The sequence below is a fragment of the Pedobacter africanus genome (assembly GCF_900176535.1).
Lineage (GTDB): Bacteria > Bacteroidota > Bacteroidia > Sphingobacteriales > Sphingobacteriaceae > Pedobacter > Pedobacter africanus.
Genome location: NZ_FWXT01000003.1, coordinates 413,215 through 434,596 on the forward strand (window position 1 = coordinate 413,215; position 21,382 = coordinate 434,596).

Annotated in this window: 20 protein-coding genes and 1 tRNA gene; 11 read left to right on the top strand and 10 right to left on the bottom strand. The window is 43.9% G+C overall.

Annotation, left to right across the window (positions count from 1 at the left end; genetic code table 11):
* Positions 1–15: 15 nt before the first annotated feature.
* The gene (locus tag B9A91_RS18940; RefSeq protein ID WP_084240774.1) at positions 16–1,047 is read left to right on the top strand and encodes an adenylate/guanylate cyclase domain-containing protein; all 1,032 of its coding nucleotides are present in this window, start codon (positions 16–18) and stop codon (positions 1,045–1,047) included.
* Positions 1,048–1,061: 14 nt separating this feature from the next.
* Here the strand turns inward: B9A91_RS18940 and B9A91_RS18945 are convergent, their stop codons facing one another.
* The 5 genes from B9A91_RS18945 to B9A91_RS18965 all read right to left on the bottom strand — a co-directional run bounded on the left by B9A91_RS18945 (position 1,062) and on the right by B9A91_RS18965 (position 6,747).
* Positions 1,062–2,066 carry an aldo/keto reductase gene (locus B9A91_RS18945; RefSeq protein WP_084240593.1) on the bottom strand — a complete coding sequence of 335 codons (1,005 nt, stop codon included), beginning with the start codon at positions 2,064–2,066 and terminating at the stop codon, positions 1,062–1,064.
* Between the two features lie 81 nt (positions 2,067–2,147).
* Complete coding sequence (locus B9A91_RS18950) at positions 2,148–3,056, bottom strand: helix-turn-helix domain-containing protein (protein ID WP_084240594.1); 909 nt, start codon at positions 3,054–3,056, stop codon at positions 2,148–2,150.
* Positions 3,057–3,079: 23 nt separating this feature from the next.
* Positions 3,080–4,732, bottom strand: coding sequence for an alpha-glucan family phosphorylase (gene glgP / locus B9A91_RS18955; RefSeq protein ID WP_084240595.1), 1,653 nt, complete (start codon positions 4,730–4,732; stop codon positions 3,080–3,082).
* A gap of 68 nt (positions 4,733–4,800) precedes the next feature.
* A complete protein-coding gene (locus B9A91_RS18960; protein WP_084240596.1) occupies positions 4,801–5,958 on the bottom strand; it encodes an FAD-dependent oxidoreductase in 1,158 nt (385 codons plus the stop codon).
* Between the two features lie 30 nt (positions 5,959–5,988).
* Positions 5,989–6,747: a helix-turn-helix domain-containing protein gene (locus B9A91_RS18965; RefSeq protein WP_084240597.1), complete on the bottom strand. Its 759-nt coding sequence runs from the start codon at positions 6,745–6,747 to the stop codon at positions 5,989–5,991.
* Positions 6,748–6,880: 133 nt separating this feature from the next.
* On the opposite strand from B9A91_RS18965, the gene B9A91_RS18970 reads away from it, so the two are divergent.
* From B9A91_RS18970 to B9A91_RS18985, 4 genes are all read left to right on the top strand, one after another.
* Positions 6,881–8,068, top strand: a complete 1,188-nt coding sequence (locus B9A91_RS18970; RefSeq protein WP_200815694.1) for an exo-beta-N-acetylmuramidase NamZ family protein — start codon at positions 6,881–6,883, stop codon at positions 8,066–8,068.
* 100 nt (positions 8,069–8,168) lie between these two features.
* Complete coding sequence (locus B9A91_RS24030; RefSeq protein WP_144008997.1) at positions 8,169–8,357, top strand: hypothetical protein; 189 nt, start codon at positions 8,169–8,171, stop codon at positions 8,355–8,357.
* Between the two features lie 49 nt (positions 8,358–8,406).
* Positions 8,407–8,976 carry a hypothetical protein gene (locus tag B9A91_RS18980; RefSeq protein ID WP_084240599.1) on the top strand — a complete coding sequence of 190 codons (570 nt, stop codon included), beginning with the start codon at positions 8,407–8,409 and terminating at the stop codon, positions 8,974–8,976.
* A 99-nt stretch (positions 8,977–9,075) separates the two neighbouring features.
* Positions 9,076–10,107, top strand: coding sequence for an MAC/perforin domain-containing protein (locus B9A91_RS18985; RefSeq protein ID WP_084240600.1), 1,032 nt, complete (start codon positions 9,076–9,078; stop codon positions 10,105–10,107).
* 45 nt (positions 10,108–10,152) lie between these two features.
* Here B9A91_RS18985 and B9A91_RS18990 read toward each other — a convergent pair.
* A tRNA-Lys gene (locus B9A91_RS18990) sits at positions 10,153–10,228 on the bottom strand.
* Between the two features lie 137 nt (positions 10,229–10,365).
* Positions 10,366–10,860 (bottom strand): SRPBCC family protein, encoded by a 495-nt coding sequence (locus tag B9A91_RS18995; RefSeq protein WP_084240601.1) that lies wholly within the window; start codon positions 10,858–10,860, stop codon positions 10,366–10,368.
* A 93-nt stretch (positions 10,861–10,953) separates the two neighbouring features.
* On the opposite strand from B9A91_RS18995, the gene B9A91_RS19000 reads away from it, so the two are divergent.
* The gene (locus B9A91_RS19000; protein WP_084240602.1) at positions 10,954–11,664 is read left to right on the top strand and encodes a DUF6683 family protein; all 711 of its coding nucleotides are present in this window, start codon (positions 10,954–10,956) and stop codon (positions 11,662–11,664) included.
* A 26-nt stretch (positions 11,665–11,690) separates the two neighbouring features.
* Here B9A91_RS19000 and B9A91_RS19005 read toward each other — a convergent pair whose 3' ends face one another.
* Genes B9A91_RS19005 through B9A91_RS19015 form a run of 3 tightly spaced genes read right to left on the bottom strand, consistent with a single transcriptional unit; the run spans position 11,691 to position 17,075 of the window.
* Complete coding sequence (locus B9A91_RS19005; protein ID WP_084240776.1) at positions 11,691–14,828, bottom strand: error-prone DNA polymerase; 3,138 nt, start codon at positions 14,826–14,828, stop codon at positions 11,691–11,693.
* Positions 14,829–14,839: 11 nt separating this feature from the next.
* Positions 14,840–16,333 (bottom strand): Y-family DNA polymerase, encoded by a 1,494-nt coding sequence (locus B9A91_RS19010; protein WP_084240603.1) that lies wholly within the window; start codon positions 16,331–16,333, stop codon positions 14,840–14,842.
* A 1-nt stretch (position 16,334) separates the two neighbouring features.
* A complete protein-coding gene (locus B9A91_RS19015; protein ID WP_200815695.1) occupies positions 16,335–17,075 on the bottom strand; it encodes an ImuA family protein in 741 nt (246 codons plus the stop codon).
* A 248-nt stretch (positions 17,076–17,323) separates the two neighbouring features.
* Between B9A91_RS19015 and B9A91_RS19020 the strand changes: the two genes are divergently transcribed.
* From B9A91_RS19020 to B9A91_RS19040, 5 genes are all read left to right on the top strand, one after another.
* A complete protein-coding gene (locus B9A91_RS19020) occupies positions 17,324–17,776 on the top strand; it encodes a carboxymuconolactone decarboxylase family protein (RefSeq protein WP_084240604.1) in 453 nt (150 codons plus the stop codon).
* 36 nt (positions 17,777–17,812) lie between these two features.
* Positions 17,813–18,163: a YciI family protein gene (locus B9A91_RS19025; protein ID WP_084240605.1), complete on the top strand. Its 351-nt coding sequence runs from the start codon at positions 17,813–17,815 to the stop codon at positions 18,161–18,163.
* Between the two features lie 7 nt (positions 18,164–18,170).
* A complete protein-coding gene (locus B9A91_RS19030; RefSeq protein WP_084240606.1) occupies positions 18,171–19,406 on the top strand; it encodes an RNA polymerase sigma factor in 1,236 nt (411 codons plus the stop codon).
* Between the two features lie 107 nt (positions 19,407–19,513).
* Positions 19,514–19,999 carry a cyclic nucleotide-binding domain-containing protein gene (locus B9A91_RS19035; RefSeq protein ID WP_084240607.1) on the top strand — a complete coding sequence of 162 codons (486 nt, stop codon included), beginning with the start codon at positions 19,514–19,516 and terminating at the stop codon, positions 19,997–19,999.
* A gap of 776 nt (positions 20,000–20,775) precedes the next feature.
* A complete protein-coding gene (locus B9A91_RS19040) occupies positions 20,776–21,351 on the top strand; it encodes an RNA polymerase sigma factor (RefSeq protein WP_084240608.1) in 576 nt (191 codons plus the stop codon).
* The last annotated feature ends 31 nt before the right edge of the window (positions 21,352–21,382 follow it).

Below are 21,382 nucleotides of genomic sequence, written 5' to 3' on the forward strand. Positions count from 1 at the left end.
GTTAAATTAGTAACCATGAACACAAGAACAAGGTATAAATTTAAGCTGCTGTTTATCCTGACTTTATCCTGGCTGTTTATAGGATTACTGATTGCCATATACGATTACCTGGTCCTGCATACACACACTTCAAAGGGTGCTGATCCTGCTTATTCTTTTCTCTTTTCTGTTGCGGTAAATATGGGTTCTGGCTTAATTGGCGCTTTGCTGGGCGGAAGCCTGCTTATATTTTTTATCAATGTAAAGTATCAGGATAAGTCCTATGGCTATACCGTAATCACAGTAACCTCGTTTTTTATCCTGATCATCCTGCTCATCAATGTTATTTTAAGAAGTATTGGTTACGCCGATACTGCGAGGCTTTTCAAAAGCGGACTGGTCTGGGCTGTGGTTGTTGCCATTACCCAGCTGCTGCTGCAGATCAACAGTAAGTTCGGGCCGGGCGTTTTCTGGAACATTGTCCGCGGAAAATACAATACCCCCAGGGAAGAGTCCCGGATCTTTATGTTTTTTGATCTCAATTCCTCTACCTCTACCGCAGAAAAACTGGGCGACAAAAAATATCATGCCCTGCTTAAAGATATTTTTACTGATGTAACCAACCCTATACTGGACAATAAGGGCGAGATTTACCAGTACGTGGGCGATGAGGTAGTGGTGGCCTGGACCTATAAAGATGGGATTGAAGACAGCAGGTGCATCCAGTGCTTTTTTGACATTAAGAACTACCTGGAAGAAAGAAAAGAGAAATACCTGCAGCAATATGGCCTGCTGCCCACCTTTAAAGCCGGCATCCATTGCGGCAGGGTAGTGGCAGGTGAAGTCGGGATCATCAAAAGGGACATCACCTATTCGGGCGATGTCCTGAATACGACTTCGAGGATTTCCGGACTATGCAGGCAGTTCAATGCCGAAGTTATTGTATCTTCCGATCTGGCATCCATACTGCAGCTGGGTAACTTTGCTACCCAGTTACTGGGGGCCATCAAACTAAGGGGCAAAGAAAAGGAAGTGCAGCTGATTTCGCTCAGGCTGGCAGTTCCTTAAACTTTGCATGCTTTTTAATTATTTACCAGTTTTAATGCACCTTCACTATACCTGGCGCCAGTATTTGGATACTTCGCCGTTAATTCTTCAATAGCGCTTAAGTCGGCGGCCGACAATGACACCTCTACTGCTCCTGCATTTTCTTCCAGGTATTTACGTTTTTTAGTACCCGGAATAGGAATGATGTCCTCACCTTTTGCCAGCACCCATGCCAGGGCCAGCTGTGCAGGTGTTACATTTTTCTGTGCGGCCAGGGCAGCAAATTCTTTTGTCAGCGATTGGTTGTTCTCATAATTTTCGCCATTGTACCTGGGCAGCGATTTACGGAAATCTGTTGCGGCAAGCTGATCTACCTGAAGTGTATTGGTAACCAGGCCCCTGGCCAGCGGAGAATAAGGCACCAGCGAAATGCCAAGCTCCCTTACCGTATCCAGGATTTCCCCCTCAACATCGCGGGTAAGCAAGGAGTATTCACTTTGCAAAGCGGTAATGGGGTGTACGGCATGTGCTTTACGGATAGATGCAGGAGAAGCTTCGCTCAAACCCAGGTAGCGCACTTTTCCCTCTTTTACCAGCTGGGCCATGGCACCCACAGTATCCTCTACAGGAACGTTCGGGTCTACCCGGTGCGCATAATACAGGTCTATCGTATCTATTTTTAAGCGCTTCAGGCTACGCTCTACTGCTATTTTTATCCATTCCGGCGATCCGTCGAAATAAGTGCCCCCTGCTGCATAGCTGTCGCCCGCAACGTCGTCCTTAAAGAGGAAGCCAAATTTGGTGGCAATAAATACTTTGTCGCGGTTAGGCACCAGAACTTTCGATATCAGTTCTTCGTTTGCCCCGTTCGCATACATATCGGCAGTATCCCAAAAGTTGATGCCCAGGTCTAATGCTTTATGTAAAGTGGCAATACTCTCCGTATCATCAGTAGGCCCGTAAGCAAAGCTCATGCCCATACAGCCCAATCCTATGGCCGATAATTGCGCTGTGGTAGTTCCAAGTTTTCTGTACTTCATGTCTTTATTTTTTTGATACAACAAATTTACTGCACACAATTGCAGTCTGATGTACAGTATTCAAACGGATACTTATAAAATTCAAACCAATGTATTTCTTACCTCGCCGGGTGTGGCACCAGTCATCTTTTTAAAGAAATTGTTAAAATAAGCGGGGTATTCAAAACCCAGGCTATAGGCAATTTCAGATATGTTCCAATCGGTGTGCAGCAACAGGGCCTGGGCTTCCTGTACAATCCTGAGGGCAATGTGCTCAGTAGTGGTTTTACCCGTAACCTGCTTTACCGCACGGTTCAGGTAGTTTACATGTACAGACAGGTTAAGGGCATAATCGGCGGCCGTATTTAACTTTAAGGCCCGTTCCGGACTATCAATCGGAAACTGCCTTTCCAGCAGTTCCTTAAAAAGATTGCTGATGCGGAAAGCTGCATTGACTGGTTTCTGGTAATTTTGGGCAGGGATCATTTTCATGGCCTGGTGGATCAGTAAATGCAGGTAGGTATATAACAGGCTGTATTTCTGCGGATAATCGGAGCCGATCTCCTCCATCATTTTCCTGAATATGCCTGAAATTTCGGCCTGCTGCTGCTCATTTACAAAGAAGACCGGGCTACCGCCCAGCTTAAACAAGGGCGATTCCTGTAAAATCCCCTGCTGCTGGCCCGGCTGTACAAAAGCTTCGGTAAACAGGCAAAACCAGCCATCCTGTATTTCCGATTCTGCTTCAAAGGCATAGGGGATCACCGGATTGGAGAACAACAGGGCAGGGCGGTCAATCTCTATCCATTTATCGGCATAATGCAGTTTACCTGTACCAATGATCAGCGAAACCTTGTAATAATCGCGCCGGCTATAAGGCGAAACAAAGGCGCAGGCCGATCTTGTAAACACATTTACGTGTCCTGCGCCAGCATTGTTTAAAGAAAGATTGAGCGGGTTGGCCGCCGGAATCCGATCGTAAAATTCTTTTACACTTTCAGTATGGTCCATACCTTAAAGTTATAAAAATCAAACTACCCTTTATACATCTTGCTGTAATATTCTGCTGCCATCCGGCCAGCTTCAAAAGCAGGAACAACATCTGCTGCAGCATTTTTAACCATGCCCAGCCATTTATCCGGACTGTTGTAATACAAAGGCAATACAGTTTGCTCCAGGGTATCCATCAGGCTAAGGTTTTCCAGTCTGTCCTGGTCCTGCTCTGAAGAACCATCCGGTGCCGGCTGGATCAGGAAGCTGTTTATTTTATCCTTAGCAAATTCAGGTACCCAGCCGTCGGGCAGGGAAAGGTTAATGCTGCCGTTCATCGCAGCGGTCATGCCACTGGTACCGGAAGCTTCGCGGTACATCCGGGGATTGTTTAGCCAGACATCCGAACCTTTTTTTAGCAGGGCAGACAATTCAAGTTCATAGCCCGTAAGTACCGCACAATTTTTTAAAGGCAATGCACGTGAAATGATCTGGTTAAACAAACCAATTGCACCAAAATCCTCTGGATAAGGCTTTCCAGCCCAGATAAACTGCACCGGAAGCTTTTCATTTTCAACCAGGCTTAAAAAACAGTTCCAGTCCTGCATCACCAGATCGGCCCGTTTGTATCCCGCAAAGCGCCTGGCCCATACAATGGTAATTACATCCGGACTAAAGAGCTTACCGCACTGGTCGGCCACTACTTTAAACAGTTCGGCCTTCATTTCTTTTTTTCGCTGTACAAGGTCTTTGTCGTTACTGGCAGCTATCGCTTTTCCAAAAACCGGGTCCTCCCAGTAAAGCTGGTTCTGGGCATTGGTAATGGAGGTGATCTCACATACACCAGGGTAGTGGCTCCACATGTCCCTTGCAACTTTTCCATGCAGTTCAGATACGCCGTTGGCCTTTCTGGAGAATTTTAATGCGGCAAGCGTATAGCTAAACTGATCGCCATCCATGCCCAGTACAGATTTTACTTCGTGTTCCTGTAAATGATAAAAGAAAGACATCTCTTTTAGCAGACTGTATTTATGCTCCTCATTACCGGCCATTTCAGGCGTATGCGTAGTAAATACCACTCTTTTTTTAACCTCTTCAAGGCTTTTGTGCATGGCATAAAGGTAAAAGTTAAGTGATACAGAATGGCCTTCGTTCATGTGGTACAGATCGGGTGTCATGTTCAGTATGTCCAGCAGCATGGCGCCTCCCGTTCCAAGAATGATGGATTGGGCAATGCGCGTGGTTTCGTGCGGGTCGTACAGCCGGTGTGTAATGGTGCGCGAAAGGTAGTCGTTTTCAGGCACATCGGTACTCAGCAAAAATAAGGGGGCAGTGCCAAAAGTTTCGGGTTTAAGCAGGTATGCCCTTACGTGTACAGGCGCATCATGTACCGGTACGGTAAAAAGCATGCCCGTATCTACCAGGTAGGGGTATTGTTTTTCAGTATAAGCGGGTTTCATGAGCTGGTCCTTATCCCTGGTCTGGTCGTAATAGCCATATTTCCACAGCATGCCAATGCCCAGCAGGTTTTGTTTCAGCTGGTAAGCACTCCTTAAATGTGAGCCTGCCAGGAAGCCTAATCCGCCACTGTATATCTTTAATGCCTGGTGAACGGCAAATTCCATAGAAAAATAGGCCACAGCAGTACTGTACTGCTGATCTGGCGTGTAACCGAAAATGTCTTTTTTAGATAGCATGCGCTTAAATTAGGAAATTTTACCTAATAAAGTACTTCGGCTTCAATTATGTGTTACCTGAATATTATTTATGACGCGGGAAAGCTTTCCCGACTGAAAAAAGCCAGCATTTGCTCCAATGCCGTTCTGGAGTGCATGATTTCGGTATTTTCCAGCGTATCCCGCGTTGCTGCCGCTGCCCTTTTAACCATTTGTTTTTCAAAATGCGAGATGGCCGCCTTAATTGTTATGAATTTATTGCTCGTTAAACACTCTGCCAGTTCAAAGGCGTCCTGCATCGCTACGTTTGCACCTTCACCCGCAAATGGCGGCATACAGTGTGCGGCATCACCAATCATGGTCAGGTTTTCCTGTGTTTCCCAGTTTTGATCCAGTGGAAAATAGTACTGTGGCCGCAGGATAAAATGTACCTCATCGTTTGTGAAAAACTCATGCCATTCCTCAGCCCAGCCAGAAAATGTTGCTTTGAACCAGGCGAAAACCTGGGCTTTATCTTTAAAATCAATATTTAGTGCCGGATGCTCCGGTGCTTTGAAACTTGCGACAAACATCATCGAGCCATCGCCTTTTGTACCATATCCAATAAACCGCTCATTGCCAAAAGCCATAACCTTTCCTCCCTTTGTAAACCCGGATAGCCTGGGCACATTTTTTTCTGCATGGTAGATATTTCCTTCTATTAAGGTAACACCAGCGTAAACAGGGGCCTCTGCACTTAAATAGGGGCGAACTTTTGAGTTTGCCCCATCGGCTGCAATAACCAGATCGGCATAAGCGCTCGTCCCGTTCTTAAAATGCAAAAGCCAGCCATCGCTTTGTCTTTCCATGGCAGAAAAGTGGCTGTCCCAGACCACGGTGTTGGGTTTCAGCGAGTTCAAAAGGAGATCGCGTAAGGGGCTACGGTCAATTTCAGGACGCTGTTCTGCAATGTTGTTTTCGCTGTCATGGTCATCAAACCTGATGTTGAGGCTTTGGTCTACAATGCGCATCTTGCTTGCAATCGGGCGATAGTACCTATAAAATTCGTCTGTTAAGCCTGCACGCGCTATTGCTTCCAGACCAGAGCCTACGTGCAGGTCCAGTGTAGAGCCCTGAACACGGACATTGCGATTAAGGTCCCTTTCGTAAATTTTTACATTTACATTCTTCATTTGCAACAAACGGGCTAAAGTCAATCCGCCCATTCCTCCACCAACAATGGCAACTGTTTTATTTTCTACCAGCATTATTCTGCAATTTGTTTTATAAAAGCAAAACTATTTCTTTGGTAATGTGGATAATAGTATAAATCGGTCGTTTTTATTTTTGAACAGTTCTTTGGGCACTACACCCGAAAACTTCTTTATTTCTTTGATGAAGTGGTTTTGGTCGGAAAAATTCTCTTCAGGGTAGAGTTTTCCTTGTGCAATATGTTCAAGCGAAGCTCTGAACCTTAAAACATTGCAGTAGGCCTTCAGTGAAATGCCAAATTGCTGATTAAAATAGCGGTTAATTTGGCGGCTGCTCCAAAATACCCTTTCTGAGAGTTCATTTACCGTAATGCCACCCTTTGTTTCATAAATCAATCCGAACAGCTTTCGCTTGCGCTCATCAATTTCGTTCGGCAGAAGGGATTGGATTTTTTGCGCTGCCTTTTTTATAAACTGGTCAAAATCATCCATGTCATTTGCTGAAAAGCCCCAAAAATCATCAGGCAGAAATTTTCCGTTGTTCAGCAGGTCCGAAATTGTTTCCTGAAAAATGTATTCAATGGCAAGCAATTTAAAGCTGACGGCAAAGATTAAACCTTTAGGGGGTATGAAAGCCGGCTCGTGTTGCCGCGTGCCCAAGCCAAGCAGCACGATACGGAAAGGCTCACTTGCCGATTGAAATAGAAACAAGTCTACACGTCCGTCAGGTAAGCCTGTAGTTTCTTTGCTTTTGTCCGATTGGTTGTGTACAAACCAAAAACTATCTACAAAGTCTGAAAGCGGCGGCCCGGGTTGAATGACGCTATATTTCAGGTCCTTATCCATATACCAGGTGAATTTCTCATTTAATTGGAATAAAGCTAATAAAAAGCGCAAATAACAATACCTGCATACTAATTTCTTACAAAAAAAACTTAATATAGCATCAGGAATACAAGCACATAAATCAGCAGATGGTATGGTGAATAATATACAGTTTGGTATTGATGTTCTTTTGGCCCAACAGCCGGTTTGGAAAAGCAAGCGCATCGCTTTAGTTACCAATCATGCGGCTACCACCCGTCAATTTCTTCCCTCGCGCCTGGCCCTGTTACAACAGGGATTTAATATAGTGAAATTGTTCTCGCCCGAACATGGACTCGATACAACAGGCGCTGACGGCCAGGCTATGGACAATGCAATAGATACCCTTACCAAACTGCCGGTAATCAGTTTGTACGGCGATAAACTGGAGCCATCCCGGTCGGATCTTGTGGGTATTGACCTGGTGTTATTTGATATTCCTGATATAGGCAGCCGGTTTTATACCTATTTATGGACAATGTCGTATGTATTAGAGGCCTGCGCTGCTTTAAACATTCCCTTTATCCTGGCAGATAGGCCCAACCCTTTGTCGGGCAATCTGGGGCTGGCAGAGGGGCCGATGCTGGATGAGCAGCAGTGCAGCAGTTTTATAGGCCGTTGGTCGATACCAGTAAAACACAGTTGTACAATTGGAGAGCTGGCCCTTTATTTCAACAGCTCAAGAGGGATCAACTGTTCACTTGAAGTTATCCCCTGTGTGAATTGGCACCGAAATATGTACTATGCTGACTGGAGTGCTTCCTTTGTGCCGCTATCACCAGCTATCCCTGTTTTTGAGTCGGCATTGCTATATCCCGGACTTTGTTTTCTGGAGGCTACCAATTGCAGTGAAGGAAGGGGGACAGCCAGTCCTTTTCGCATGGCGGGTGCGCCCTGGTTGCTGGGCACTGAAACTGCAGGTTTGTTCAATACCATGATACCGGCCATTTCGAAGGATGTATATGCCCGTCCGGTTGTCTTTACACCAACAGAAGGCAAGTATGCCGGGCAACGATGCGAGGGTATTATGCTGCATGTTGCCGATTCGTCGGCCTTTCTTCCGGTAGCTACCGGATGGTTACTGATCAGGATTATAAAGGAACTTCACCCGAAAGATTTCCGATGGGCAGCATATCCAACGCATGTAAACCCATCTGGTAAAAAACACCTTGATCTTTTATCCGGCATATGGAATACGGAAAGCCTTTTTGATGAAGCTTTACCTGATTTTGTTTCGGTTGTAAAGCGCTGTATTGTGCTTAACGATTGGTCAATGCAGGTACAACCTTATTTGTTATATTGATTTAGTTTTAGGGCTGATAAATGATAATTTACAACTGCTGTCTGCTACCACGGTTGAAAACGGGCAACGTACTGAAACAGATTATACCAAAGGCAGGCGTATGATAAAGATTATCAACGATACCCATTTTGCTTTCTTAAACCATGAGCTGGAAACAGTCAGAGACAGTAGCAATCATTTTGATGAGTTTTTAGACTTTTATAAGGATAAAAACTGGGAGGGTAAAACTTTAAATTTTAAGGTAAGCATCCAAAACGATACTTTGATTCAAACAGGAGTAGAAAAGTAGCAGCTGCAGGGATAGACCGTACCATAACCGAAAAATATTTAAGAATAGAATGACGATACCATCTAAAGAACAATTCTGGGATTATTTTATACTTAGTGCAAGGATATTGCTTGCCTTTATCCTTTTAAGCTATGGTTTTGCTAAATTAACAGGCAACCAATTTGGCGTCTCAAATGAGACTATGCAACTTCCGCTAAAGGATGTTGGTTTGTTTAAGGTGTCCTGGTATTTGGCCGCCCATGAGCCATTTAAATCATTCATAGGGCTTTCCCAGATTTTAACGGCCCTGCTGATGTTATACAACCGTACAGTTATTTTAGGGGCATTTATGGCCATTCCTATCTGGTTAAATATACTGGTCTGGGATATTACATTTATGGGATTTTATACTCAATTCACAACCAGGCTTTCGTTTTATCTGGTATTGACTTTTTTAATACTATGGCATTACAGGGACAAAGTGCTTCCGGCAATACAAAGTTTGCTCAAAAACACCACTACAAAATTTAAATATCCAATTTGGGCATACTTGATCCTGCCCTTGTTCGCCGCGGCTTTAGAACTTATTGGAACAGTACCTAATTTCATCATTTATGCGATTAGATATCTTGTTAAATAAGAATCAAGGAGTCCGTTGTACCATTTTTTCCGACAGATTCTTTTTTATTGAAGTGGCATAAAATTTGACGAAAAAACACCACACACAAATATAAATCAAATGAAAAAAACAATCCTCTTTATGGCAGTTTTTGCCATGATTGCTTCCTGCAAGAAGAAATCTGATGAAATTGCAAAACCCGATGAGCAAGAGAATTTAGCCAGGGATATTGAACTGGTGGTTAAGGGAGCGACCCAAGAAAGCAAACCCCTGTATGAAAGGCCTGAAACCTATAATTTTCTAGGGTTTGGATACGATGTTGCAGATAAGTTCAATGATGAGGAATCTGTAAGGGCAAGTGTTGTTGATGTTTTAGCTTATGCAGCTAGTGGACCCCAAAAAATTAACGTTAATAGAAGTACTAACGGATCATGGGAAACCATTCAAGCTAAAAATGCGGTAGAGCTCGCAGAGAAATTTTCTAATTCATATAAAGAAACCAGAGGTTTGAAGCTTTTTGGAAATACCATCGAGAAAACATTTCCCGGAACCGTCGTCACAGATAAAAAGTATATTTATGGATATTATTCCAATTATGCCGTATGGAGAAGATATTCATTTTATTATGAGCAATCTGTAAATAACTTTTTAACAGCTGGTTTTAAGCGCGATATGATACTATTAAGCGCCAGCGAGCTCGTTCACAAATATGGTACACATGTGCTAGCCGGGATAGAAATGGGGGCAAAATTTGATGTTGTGTATCAGGCAGTAGCACCGGAGGTCAATAGAGAAAATATCATTATGGAAGGGTTACGCTATGCGCTAAAACGAACATTCGGCTTACCGACGGGTTATCTGGATGAGGTGAATTTACGCGACTTAAATGCTAATTCTTCAGCCCAAATCTATTATAGCTCTATTGGAGGTGACATGAGCAAATTGCAAACTGAAATTATAAATAATAGATTAATGTTGAATATTACAAACTGGCGCTCAACTGCCACAGAAGATAAGGCTCGGTTTATAGGTGTTTTTGGCGATCGTTTGGTTCCCCTTTATCATTTTATTGATGATCCCGCAAAAAAGGCTTTGGTAAAATCTTATCTCGAACAATATTTTGCCGAAAAAGCAGTGAGATTGACAAATTAAAAATAAAAAGCCTTGCAATTATTGAATTGCAAGGCTTTTTGTTTCTGGTGATCCCGCTGGGATTCGAACCCAGGACCACTACATTAAAAGTGTAATGCTCTACCAGCTGAGCTACGGAATCATCGTTCTATTTGAACTGTTTACTTTATCGTTTCCGTTAAAGTGGTGCAAATATAGGATTACGCCATTTATTCTGCAAATTATTAATTCATAAATTATTTAGTATGCTGATTTAAAGATAGATTATTATAGTTTTACCTAGTTGTTGATCATGATTTCGAGATTTTCATCCTTGTTTCTCAAATCCAGGCCACCCTCATAAACAGATTTTAAGTTGATCAGGTAAAACGTCCAGCCAGAGGCGCAGCCCAACCTTATGTACTGCTTGGATTCATCATCTGTAGGAATATTTTTATGCGTAAGTTCTACAATGGTGTAATCACGTTCTGTGGTCAGCTTTACCTCTACAATACATTCCCCTTCAAAAGTAAAGCTGAAAAAATCCTTGCCATTTGCTTCCAGTATCCTCCCTTTCATCAGGTCATCATAGATGTGCCATTTCCATTTGTAGGTAAAGCCGGTTTCAGCACCTTGTTGGTTTGTGGTGCGGCTCTTATCCAGATCGTAGAATTTTACTTCTTCTAAAAACCATCTTTCCAGTTCTTCTGGTGTAGTCCAGGCGGCATAAATTGCACTTAGTGGTGCTTTAACAGCAATTCTTTTTGTAAAACGGGTCCAGTCAAAATTTTTCATTCGTTCAGATTAATATTTGGTAATGTAATTTAAGTATTTTTTTTAAAGTAGGCATAATCATTGCTCGTAACTTCTACCTATGAAACTGTATGTATGAAAAGTTTAAGAACAGTACTTATACTAGTTGTTATTGCGCTGATTGCAGGCAATAAGACGCTTGCGCAGATTGGTAACCCTGGCTTGATGTACCAGGGGGCTTTTAACAATGCCATGTTCCTGACCACCAAAGGGGCAATTGAGCGCGGCATGAAAAGCAGGCCTTCTGCTGTAAACACGGCAAAATCCAGCCTGAACTTCGTTTCCACCCCTGAAGTACACAATAAGGTATTGGAATTGATCGCATCGCTGGCTGCAAAGGGAGATAAGGATAAAATTAAATCTGCTGCTGCAATAATTGAAAAAGCAAACTTTCTTGATGAATTCGATAAAGTGCTCAAGCCATACGGTTTCAACAGTCATAATATGCCCGATGTTTTTACCGCATTTATAGTTCTTTCCTGGCAGGCGGTTAAAGGTAGTGATGCCTCAAAATATCCCGAAGGCATTCAGATCTTCAGAAAGCAAATCCATAGCGTTATGAATGGCAATGCAACTTTGTCGAAATTTACGAACGCGCAAAAACAGGAAATGTCTGAAACTTTGGCTTATATGGCTATGCTTTTTACTTATGGTAATCAGAACCAGATTAAAAGTGGAAATACCGCTGCATTGGCTGCTACGCGTGAAAATATACGGCAGGGAGTAATCAAAGTATCTGGAATTGACCTGACAAAATATACGCTTAGCAATGAAGGCTTCAACTGATTTGTTATTGAAGATGACCTGAACCGCTATTTAAAATTTCGTCCCTCATGAAATATCCCGCTGCCGTTGTTTTCCACTTCGGTGAGGGCATTCAGATAAGCAGACTGGTCACTACAACAGGTAACCACAACATGTGTTACTTCACCTTCCCGTTGCAGCTTTCCTTCAACCATTAAAAGTTTAGCCCTTAAAATCTCTTTACGGTATTTGTCGAACCATTTTTTAAAGACAACCAGGTTGGCAAAACCGGTTTCATCTTCAATGGTAATGAAGCAGACTCCGGTGGCGGTGCCCGGTCTTTGCCTTACCAACACCAGTCCCGATACCTTTACAATATCACCATCGGCATGCTGGTCGAGTTCTCTAATGGGCAGTACTTTAAGCAGGTTCAGTTTTTCGCGTACAAAACTCAGCGGATGGGCCTTAAGGGAAAGTGTTGTCGAATTATAGTCCTGCACAACATGTTCAGATAAGCTCATGACGGGCAATCCGACCTCTTTTTCGTGCCTGCTTTCCTGGACTTGCCCCTCAAACATGCCCACAGGGCTATCGCTAAGCGCCGATACTTCCCAAAGCGCCTGTCTTCTGTCCAGCCCCAGTGAGCGGAAAGCATCGGCATCGGCAAGCCTTTCCAAAGCTGCCAGGGAGACCCCGGCATTCAGCAGGGCATGGATACTGGTAAAAGGGGATTGCCGGGCTGCAAGCAAAACCTGCATTTCTTCTTCGTTCAGGCCTTTAATCTGCCTGAAGCCAAGCCTTATTGGGTGGTACCTGCCACTTTTGGTTTCCAGCAGGTTGTCCCAGGAAGAATGATTGACATCTGCAGGCCGTACTTCAACCCCATGTTTCCGGGCATCAATCACAATCTGTGCAGGCTGGTAAAAACCCATAGGCATGCTGTTCAGTAAAGCGGTAGCAAATACATCGGGGTAATGGCATTTTATCCAGGAGGAGATGTAAACCAGCAGGGCAAAACTGGCGGCATGGCTCTCGGGGAAACCATAGCTCCCGAAACCTTCCAGCTGCTTAAAAACCCGCTGGGCAAATTCCTCTTTATAGCCTTTGGCCACCATTCCGCTTACCAGCTTATTGCGCCATTCACTTACCTTGCCATGCGATTTAAATGTGGCCATGCTGCGGCGCAAACCATCTGCCTCTGCCGGGGTAAAGCCTGCAGCAACAATGGCAATTTCCATGGCCTGCTCCTGAAACAGGGGGACGCCTAAGGTCCGGCCCAATATTGTTTCCAGTTCTTTTGATGGATATTCAATAGGCTCCTCGCCATTGCGCCTGCGCAAATAGGGGTGTACCATATCGCCCTGTATAGGCCCAGGCCTTACAATGGCCACTTCAATAACCAGGTCATAAAAGCATTTGGGGCGTAAGCGGGGCAGCATAGACATTTGTGCCCGGCTTTCGATCTGGAATACGCCCAAAGTATCGGCATGACTGATCATTTCGTATACTTCAGGGTCATCCTGTGGTACATTGGCCAGTGTAAGGTTCAGCCCATAATGCTGTTTGGCCAGATCAAATGCCTTGCGGATGCAGGTGAGCATGCCCAGGGCCAGTACATCTACCTTAAGAAAACCGAGGGCCTCAATATCATCCTTGTTCCATTCCAGGCAGGTCCGGTTTTCCATGCGTGCATTCAAAATAGGGCAGAGGTCAGTTATTTTCCCCCTGGTCATTACAAATCCTCCGGTATGCTGGCCCAGCTGACGCGGGAAACCGATATACTGCTGTGTAAGCTCCAATACTTTTTTCAGGTGCGGGTCGCTGGCATCAAAACCTTCACTCGAAACTGTCCTGCCATTGTGCCATTCATCTGTAAATTCCCATGCCGAGCTGGCCAGGCGGTTAATGGTATCAACAGATAAGCCCATTACCTTGGCCACATCACGTACGGCACCCCTGTAATGTACCTGGGTAACTGTAGCCACAATGGCGGAACGGTCGCGCCCGTATTTGGAGTAGATGTATTGCATCACTTCTTCGCGGCGCTCGTGCTCAAAATCTACATCAATATCAGGTGGTTCATCCCTGGCATCGCTCATAAACCGGGCAAACAGTACTTTAAACTTGGAGGGATCTACAGAGGTGATCCCCAGGCAATAACAAACCACTGAATTGGCCGCAGAACCCCGTCCCTGGCATAAAATGTTCTGGCTCCTGGCAAAACGCACAAAATCGTATACCGTAAGGAAATAAGCCGCATAGTTCTTGCGCTCCATAAAGTCCAGCTCATACCGGATGGTTTCGCATATTTCTGGAGGGATTTTATTACCAAATTTTTCTTTTGCACCTTGCCAGGTAAGGTGTACAAGCTCCTGTTGTGGGTTGCGCCCCTCAGTTGTAAGCTCTTCGGGATAGACATATTCGAGACTGTCTAAAGAAAACTGGCATGCTTCGGCAATCTCCTGTGTACGCTCAAGGGCCTGCGGGTACTGGCTAAACAGACGGTGCATCTCTGCAATGGGTTTCAGGTACCGTTCTGCATTCTGGTGCAGGCGGAAACCAGCATTGTAAATGGTACATTTTTCACGGATACAGGTAAGGATATCCTGTAATTCCCTTCGCTGCGGAATGTGGTAATGCACATCATTGACCGCAATCAATGGGATTCTCAGTTCATCCGACAGCTGTGAGAGCCGGAACAGCCGTTTGCCGTCATTGGCCTGGTAAGAGCGGCTTGCTGCCAGGTAAAGGTGGGTACCTAATGCCCAGCGGTATGTTTTAAGTGCCTGTTTAAACTCAGGGTCAAAATCAAAACCGCTATTCAGGTTAATGGGTGCTATGGCTATAAACTTTATGCCTTCGGCATAACGGTACACATCGGCCTTGTACAGATGGCATTGTCCTTTTTCTGCACGTAGGTTACCTTCAGACAGCAATGTTGAAAGCCTTGAATATGCCGCCCGGTCTGTCGGATAAGCCAGCAGCGGAGGGCCATCCAGCAATTCAAGGTGGCAGGCAGGAATAACACGGATGTTTTTACCCCTGGCTGCAACGTGCGCCCTTACAATACCTGCAAGCGTATTGCGGTCGGTTATGGCAATTTCTTTATGGCCTAACGCTGCAGCTTGTTTAACCAGCTCTTCGGGATGCGAGCCGCCCCTGAGGAAGCTGAAATTGGTGGTTACCTGTAATTCGGTGTACTGCATAAGCGGTTCTTCTAAGCAAAAAATCCATGTATAAACCATTCAGGGTCGTTATCGTTGTAATGGCCCAGGCGAAAAAGCCAGTAACGCCCACCCATATCATCTTCCACGCAATAATAATCCCTGTACAGCCCCTCTTCAATCCACCATTCCTGTTCTATTCTTTCCGGACCATCAGCTTTGCTTACTTTGAAAACCTTGCCCTTATACCGGAACAGTATAGGTGGATAATCGGGCAGCGGCACGGTAACTTCAATGGTTTCGGGCTTAGGCAGCAGATGAACAGGCCTTGGTAAATCTTCAGGCCAGCTTATTGCGGGCTTTTCATCAAAATCGGCCGCAGGTTTTACCGAGCGTTCCGGCCAGTGATGTTCCTGCGGCAAATAGCGGCGGATGCTATGGCCGCCCACCTTACCGGCCAGCCTGTCCAGTAGCTCAGCTACTTCAGCATTGTTTTGGTTAACAGTATTCCATAAGGCATTCTGCGCTGCAGGTATAGCTTCTACTTTAGTAGCTTCTATCAAAAAAAGCTCAAAGCCAAGTGCCGGTTCCAATGTGGTAATTTTAATTTCAAACAACTTAAACAGGTGTGCTGCATGGTTAGAAACTCGGTTGGTTCCTATCTCAATTTGCTGAATATTGCCATCTATACGATAGGCCTTAAATGTACAATTGCGTAGGCCCAGGCCTTCTTTGTCAAGTCTGTGGCAAAGCAGATCCAGTAACTGCTTAAGTGCAATTTCTATTGCCGTTGCTGTTTTTATGGGTTCAAGAACGGGCAGGCGTTCCTGGTAGGGTGCTATAGGTTTTATGGGTTCTATTACTTCTGGATGCTGCCCCAGGGCCTGTTCCAGTCTGCTGAGTAATGGCATGCCGAAACGCCTGCGCAGCGCAGACCGGGGCATTTTAATGAAGCTGCCGATGGTATATAAGCCCAGTTTTTCCAATCGTGCTGTAATCAGCGGATCAAGCCGAAGGGCGGCCGGGGGCAAAGGGAGCAAGGCATCTGATTGATGGCCTGGTTCAATAACGGTCTTGGGTTTTCCGAACCTGGCCACTGCCCATGCAGCACCAATGGTGTCGGCCATGGCTGCTTTTACATGATAGCCGAAAGCCCCTAGTTTGCCAAGTATATCTGTGAGGTAGGCATGCTCTCCAGCCCACAAATGTGCACAACCACTGCTGTCTAGTACCAGGCCCTCCGGCAAATCGGCTGCTACAATGGGGCTGTAACGCAGGCACCATTCTGCCAGGGCATTCAATAACTTCTCTGCTGTTCCGGGTATGTCGTCAATTACCTGTAATGCAGGCAATACGGCCCTGCAGTCTGCCACTGTCATACCGGCACGTATGCTCTGGGCCTGTGCAGGTTTACTGGCAGCTTTTACCACTACGCGGCCCCTTTCGGAAGCCGCTATAACAAAAGCAGTATCTTTAAGTTCAGGCCTGCGGCGTATAAGCCAGTCTGAGGTAAGATCGGGGAACCATATGGCAACATAGCGGGGCATATTATCCGGCTTTTAGTTTCTGGATTTCCGGTAGGGCCTGCTCCTTCACAGAGTGATGCCTGAAACCGTATTCAAACCACTCTACCTGCCATTTGCCGGGCTGTCCGTTTTTTACTTTAAGGAGCTCAACATTCCAGCTGGGGATGCCAATGCCGGGCATACCCAGCGGCAAAATGCTGGGCAGGGGACTGATTTTCCAGCGGGTGGTACAGGCAACAGCATTTGCTGCTGTGGGCTGGTGGCGATGGATAAAGCCTGTAACCTTACTCTTTTCTACAGCAAGCTGCAGCCTTCTGGATTCGGTAAAGCTCAGTTCTTTGATTTCGCCTACTACCGCTGTCAGCGCCTTGCATTTCAGTGCTTCCTCAATGGCCCATAGGGCATCCTTTTGCCGGTAGAGCTCAACAAAAATGATCCTTTCGGGCAGGATGTTAAAAACGGGCAGTGCAGAGGGGAACAGGCTGCGGTTGGTACTGATCCAGACACAGGTTCCGCCCTTGTCCATCAGCTTACCCAATAAGCCTGAAATAAAGCCGTTGGTAGCGGCACAATCGGGCCCATTATCGCTTATAAATTCATGTACTGCTGCGGTAGGGAATACCTGGCCGGGAAAAGCATTTTGTATTGGACCCAGTCCCATATCCTGATGGGGATTGCCGGGATATTTTACGAGTCCCTGTAACAGGAGGATGTCCTGCTGCAACTTTTGAATGATCCTGTTTTTATCTGTCAGCTGCTCCACGGTATTTAATATCTATAGCAAAGATAAGTATAACTTATGTATTTTGCTAAAAATATTAGTAATATTATGCCCGCTCAGCATAGCCAGTTCAAGGCTGTCTATTGGTTTAAAAAATTATAAAAATCGGTCTTTGTTATTTGCTGCCGGTACGTTGCCGGCAAGTATAGACCTGAATAAAAAATATTTTTAAAGTTTTGTCCAAAGCAGAAAGTCTGGTTGTCATTAGTTTTTAAAACAAAGATAAAAACATGGAACAAAGAATTAACATCCACCAAAAAGGACAGGAAGCAATGAAAACCATTTTTGGAATCGGCGCTTATCTAAAGAAGAGCCCGGTAGAAAAATCGCTGCTTGAACTTGTTTATTTTCGCGTATCTCAAATCAATGGTTGCGCCTATTGTTTGGACATGCACTCAAAAGATGCACGTGCAGCCGGAGAAACCGAACAACGCTTGTACGGACTAAGCGCTTGGGCCGAAACACCTTACTACACAGAACGTGAAAGGGCAGCTTTTGCCTGGGCCGAAGCGCTTACAGCCTGTAACGTACCCGACAGTGTTTATAACCTGGTAAAAGCGCAGTTTACCGACGAAGAATTGATAGATCTTACCTTGGCCATTACCACTATCAATACCTGGAACCGCATCAATTTAGCCTTTCCATATGCAGTTGGTACTTACAAAGCCGGACAATTCAGTTAATTATTATTAAATTATACCCATTTAGAAAAGAAAATCATGAACGAATTTTTAATAGTCATTCACAGGGATATGAGCAGCAAAGATGCAAGCCCTTCACCCGAACAAATGCAGCAGGCCATAAAACCTTTTCAGGATTGGATTGGTGGCATAGCGGCGCAGAACAAACTGGTAAGCAGGCCGCAGCGCTGGGATACAGATGGCCGGGTAGTTAAAAAAGGCAATGCCGTAATTAACGGACCTTATGCCGAGATTAAAGAATCAATAGGAGGGGTACTCATTATTAAAGCCGAAAACTATGACGAAGCAGTTGATTTTGCCAAAGGCTGCCCTATTTTGCAGTGGGGCGCTACAGTTGAGGTACGTATGGCAATGCCTAACCCGCAGTAAATAAGCCATGTCTGAAACCGGCTTGTTGCCCAATTTATTTAGAACAGAGTACCAGAAGCTTGTTGCGGTACTCTGTTCTTTATTTGGTATTGAACATATTGAGGTTGCTGAAGATCTGGTGAGCGATACTTTTCTGACAGCTACAGAGACCTGGAGCCTTAAAGGTGTACCGGATAATCCGGTGGCCTGGTTGTATACCGTAGCAAAAAATAAAACAAGAAATTACCTGAAGCACAATACGGTTTTTAGACAAAAACTAACGCCAGAACTGATATACCGTACAGAAAAGGTAGAAGAACTGGAAATCGATCTCTCGAAAAAAAACATAGCCGATAGCCAGCTTGCGATGATTTTTACAGTATGTACCCCCTTGATACCTGGCGATGCGCAGGTGGCCCTTGCCTTAAATTTATTATGCGGGTTTGGCTTTGATGAAATAGCTGATGCTTTTCTGACTAATAAGGAAGTGGTCTACAAAAGGATCAGCAGAGCCAAAGAAAAGCTGCGGGAGGCAAATATTAAAATTGAGCAACCATCAATAACACATCTTCAGGAACGGCTGGATAATGTATTGAAAACCCTGTACCTGATGTTTTCTGAAGGGTACTATTCTACCTCACAACATAGTACGCTACGTAAAGAGGTATGCGCAGAGGCCATGCGTTTAACCCGCTTGCTGATGGATAATGTAAATACCGCCCGTCCTGCTGTTGCTGCCTTGCTTGCCTTAATGTGTTTTCATGCTTCGCGGTTTGAAGCCAGGATAAACGGGGCCGGTGAACAGGTTTTATACGACAATCAGGATAAGCACCTATGGGATCAGAAATTGATTGCAGAAGGAACAGCTTATCTTAACAAAGCCTCAACTGGAACGGAATTAAGCAAATATCACCTCGAAGCAGGGATTGCCTACTGGCATACCCAGCAGGAAGATACACCTGGTAAATGGGAGCAGGTTCTGCAGCTTTATAACCAGTTACTGATATTACAATACTCGGCTGTTGCAGCGTTAAACCGTACCTTTGCACTTTCCAAAGCCAGAGGCAAGGAGCAGGCGATAGCAGAAGCAGAAAGGCTGGACCTTAAGGATTATCATTTTTATTATTCGTTGCTGGGCTATCTGTATACTGGTATTGATGACAATAAAGCCCGTACACATTTTGAAACGGCACTAATACTAGCCAGATCTGCCGCTGATAAAGCCATGATGCAAAAGCACATTGATCAGTTTGGCACACTTTGAAAAGCATCTATCTTCAAAATTGCGTTCAGCAAAAAACACCAAAGTGTGTTCAGCTAAAGTCAAATATTCTTTAAAACTTAGTGCCAGCTAACCAAAAAGACTGATTTATGAATTTTGATGACATTCTTAACAATACTAATGCGCTTAAGGAACCTACAGTTATCTGCTTTGGAAATAAAAAATTGCCCCTTCATTTCCTGGCTGAAGGCCATGCGCTTGAATTTGCTCTTGTTAATGGTAAAAGAAAAGTTATCCGTTTCATAGATAGTGGGCAATTTGTATTCCGGTTTAACCTTGGGCATGGTATCGAAGCTAGTGAGCATTCCACATTCCTCAAGCTGGAATGGGACAAGCTGGTACAGATGTTAAAGAAATTCCCTGGTGAAATCCCTCAACTTCACAAAAAGCTTAAAGAAAAGCATATTCAAGACTTAAAAGAATACCGGGCGGATTTAAAGAAAACACCGGCTGAACGTTATTTCCATCTACTGGAAAAACAGCCTTGGGTAAAAGTACTGGCTACTCCCGAAGAAATTGCTTCTTATCTTAACTTATCATTGGCGCAATATCATAACCTAACGGGAGTAGAATAGTTATTGCTTACCAAAAATATCAGCTATTGTAAATAGCTATTGTGTAGAAGCATCGCCATCTCATACGGTGCAGAAGTAGTCGATAGCGGCTATGTTTTTTCTCCTCAAAATTCTGCGAAATACTCCAAAATTTAATAACAAAACACATAAAATTAATTATTGAGAAATATTTGGTTGTTTAAGTTGTTGTTTGTATATTTGATTTAACTTATTGTGTATAAAGTAAACAAATAAGTATATGTGGACCGGTAGGGCAGCTATCAAAAGCGTTAGGTTATACTAAAAATAAGGAGGAAGCTAATAAAATTCATTTTGATGTAGGACATAACTGGAAAAATGTCCGTTTTAGACAAAATTTGTTGCGCTCATTTGCGAATATTTGGTCTATAGCTGATAAAATAGGGACGTAAAAATGTGTCAATTTATAGGGATAACATGTATTAATTAAAAATGTTTATAGAGATAACAAGGATTAATTAAAAATGTGATTTTTATCACTTTTTTGCAATCTAAACAAAAACATTTTACGTAAGTTTATACTATAACAGACAAATAACTAAGCTAAAAATGAGGGAGATAGCTAATTATTACGCTTTGTTTAATGCTCAGGCTCATCAATTTTTTACCCGGATGATATCGCCGTATTACGCTTGTAAATGGGCTTTGAACGGTTGTTTTTATCGCTGAATGAATAAATTGAACAAGATTTAAGAATGCGAAAATTATCATATTGTAATGGGATTTAACACATTATTTCAGGTTAGGAAAGAGCGCAAATGAAGGCATATAAAGATCTTTCGGAGGCAGAGTTGGTTTTTCTTTTAAGAGAGGGAGATCATGGTGCTTTTAAAGAAGTTTTAATCAGGTACAATGCCATAATCATCAACTATGCATATCGTAGGGTACAGGATAGAGATTTAGCCAAAGATCTGGCGCAGGATGTTTTTACTTCTTTATGGGAGAAGCGCCTAAAATATGCTTTTAATGAAAATATTGAAGCCCATGTTTTTACTGCTATCCGTAGCCGGCTTATTGATTACTACAGGAGGCAAAATGTATCTCAAAAATACATGGATAGTTTTACAGCATTTTATTCAGAGGAAGAAAACACAACAGATTATTTGGTCCGGCACAACAATTTATCGGCTATAATAGAAGATGAGATTGCCGCTTTGCCCCCTAAAATGCGAGAGGTATTTGAATTGAGCAGAAACAAAGAGATGCAAAGGAAGGAAATTGCCATGTTGCTGGGCATGCCCGAAAATACGGTTAAAACTAACCTTCAACGCGCTTTACGTATCCTAAAACGGAAGTTTGGAAGCTCTTTTTCAATACTGTTCATTTTTTTTTAACAATTTATTTACCAAAAGTGAATACTTATCT

Bases quoted from the DNA above. Each gene is read 5' to 3' on its own strand.
- B9A91_RS18940 (WP_084240774.1), top strand. From the start codon at position 16: ATGAACACAAGAACAAGGTATAAATTTAAGCTGCTGTTTATCCTGACT.
- B9A91_RS18945 (WP_084240593.1), bottom strand. From the start codon at position 2,066: ATGAAGTACAGAAAACTTGGAACTACCACAGCGCAATTATCGGCCATA.
- B9A91_RS18950 (WP_084240594.1), bottom strand. From the start codon at position 3,056: ATGGACCATACTGAAAGTGTAAAAGAATTTTACGATCGGATTCCGGCG.
- glgP (WP_084240595.1), bottom strand. From the start codon at position 4,732: ATGCTATCTAAAAAAGACATTTTCGGTTACACGCCAGATCAGCAGTAC.
- B9A91_RS18960 (WP_084240596.1), bottom strand. From the start codon at position 5,958: ATGCTGGTAGAAAATAAAACAGTTGCCATTGTTGGTGGAGGAATGGGC.
- B9A91_RS18965 (WP_084240597.1), bottom strand. From the start codon at position 6,747: ATGGATAAGGACCTGAAATATAGCGTCATTCAACCCGGGCCGCCGCTT.
- B9A91_RS18970 (WP_200815694.1), top strand. From the start codon at position 6,881: ATGGTGAATAATATACAGTTTGGTATTGATGTTCTTTTGGCCCAACAG.
- B9A91_RS24030 (WP_144008997.1), top strand. From the start codon at position 8,169: ATGATAAAGATTATCAACGATACCCATTTTGCTTTCTTAAACCATGAG.
- B9A91_RS18980 (WP_084240599.1), top strand. From the start codon at position 8,407: ATGACGATACCATCTAAAGAACAATTCTGGGATTATTTTATACTTAGT.
- B9A91_RS18985 (WP_084240600.1), top strand. From the start codon at position 9,076: ATGAAAAAAACAATCCTCTTTATGGCAGTTTTTGCCATGATTGCTTCC.
- B9A91_RS18995 (WP_084240601.1), bottom strand. From the start codon at position 10,860: ATGAAAAATTTTGACTGGACCCGTTTTACAAAAAGAATTGCTGTTAAA.
- B9A91_RS19000 (WP_084240602.1), top strand. From the start codon at position 10,954: ATGAAAAGTTTAAGAACAGTACTTATACTAGTTGTTATTGCGCTGATT.
- B9A91_RS19005 (WP_084240776.1), bottom strand. From the start codon at position 14,828: ATGCAGTACACCGAATTACAGGTAACCACCAATTTCAGCTTCCTCAGG.
- B9A91_RS19010 (WP_084240603.1), bottom strand. From the start codon at position 16,333: ATGCCCCGCTATGTTGCCATATGGTTCCCCGATCTTACCTCAGACTGG.
- B9A91_RS19020 (WP_084240604.1), top strand. From the start codon at position 17,324: ATGGAACAAAGAATTAACATCCACCAAAAAGGACAGGAAGCAATGAAA.
- B9A91_RS19025 (WP_084240605.1), top strand. From the start codon at position 17,813: ATGAACGAATTTTTAATAGTCATTCACAGGGATATGAGCAGCAAAGAT.
- B9A91_RS19030 (WP_084240606.1), top strand. From the start codon at position 18,171: ATGTCTGAAACCGGCTTGTTGCCCAATTTATTTAGAACAGAGTACCAG.
- B9A91_RS19035 (WP_084240607.1), top strand. From the start codon at position 19,514: ATGAATTTTGATGACATTCTTAACAATACTAATGCGCTTAAGGAACCT.
- B9A91_RS19040 (WP_084240608.1), top strand. From the start codon at position 20,776: ATGAAGGCATATAAAGATCTTTCGGAGGCAGAGTTGGTTTTTCTTTTA.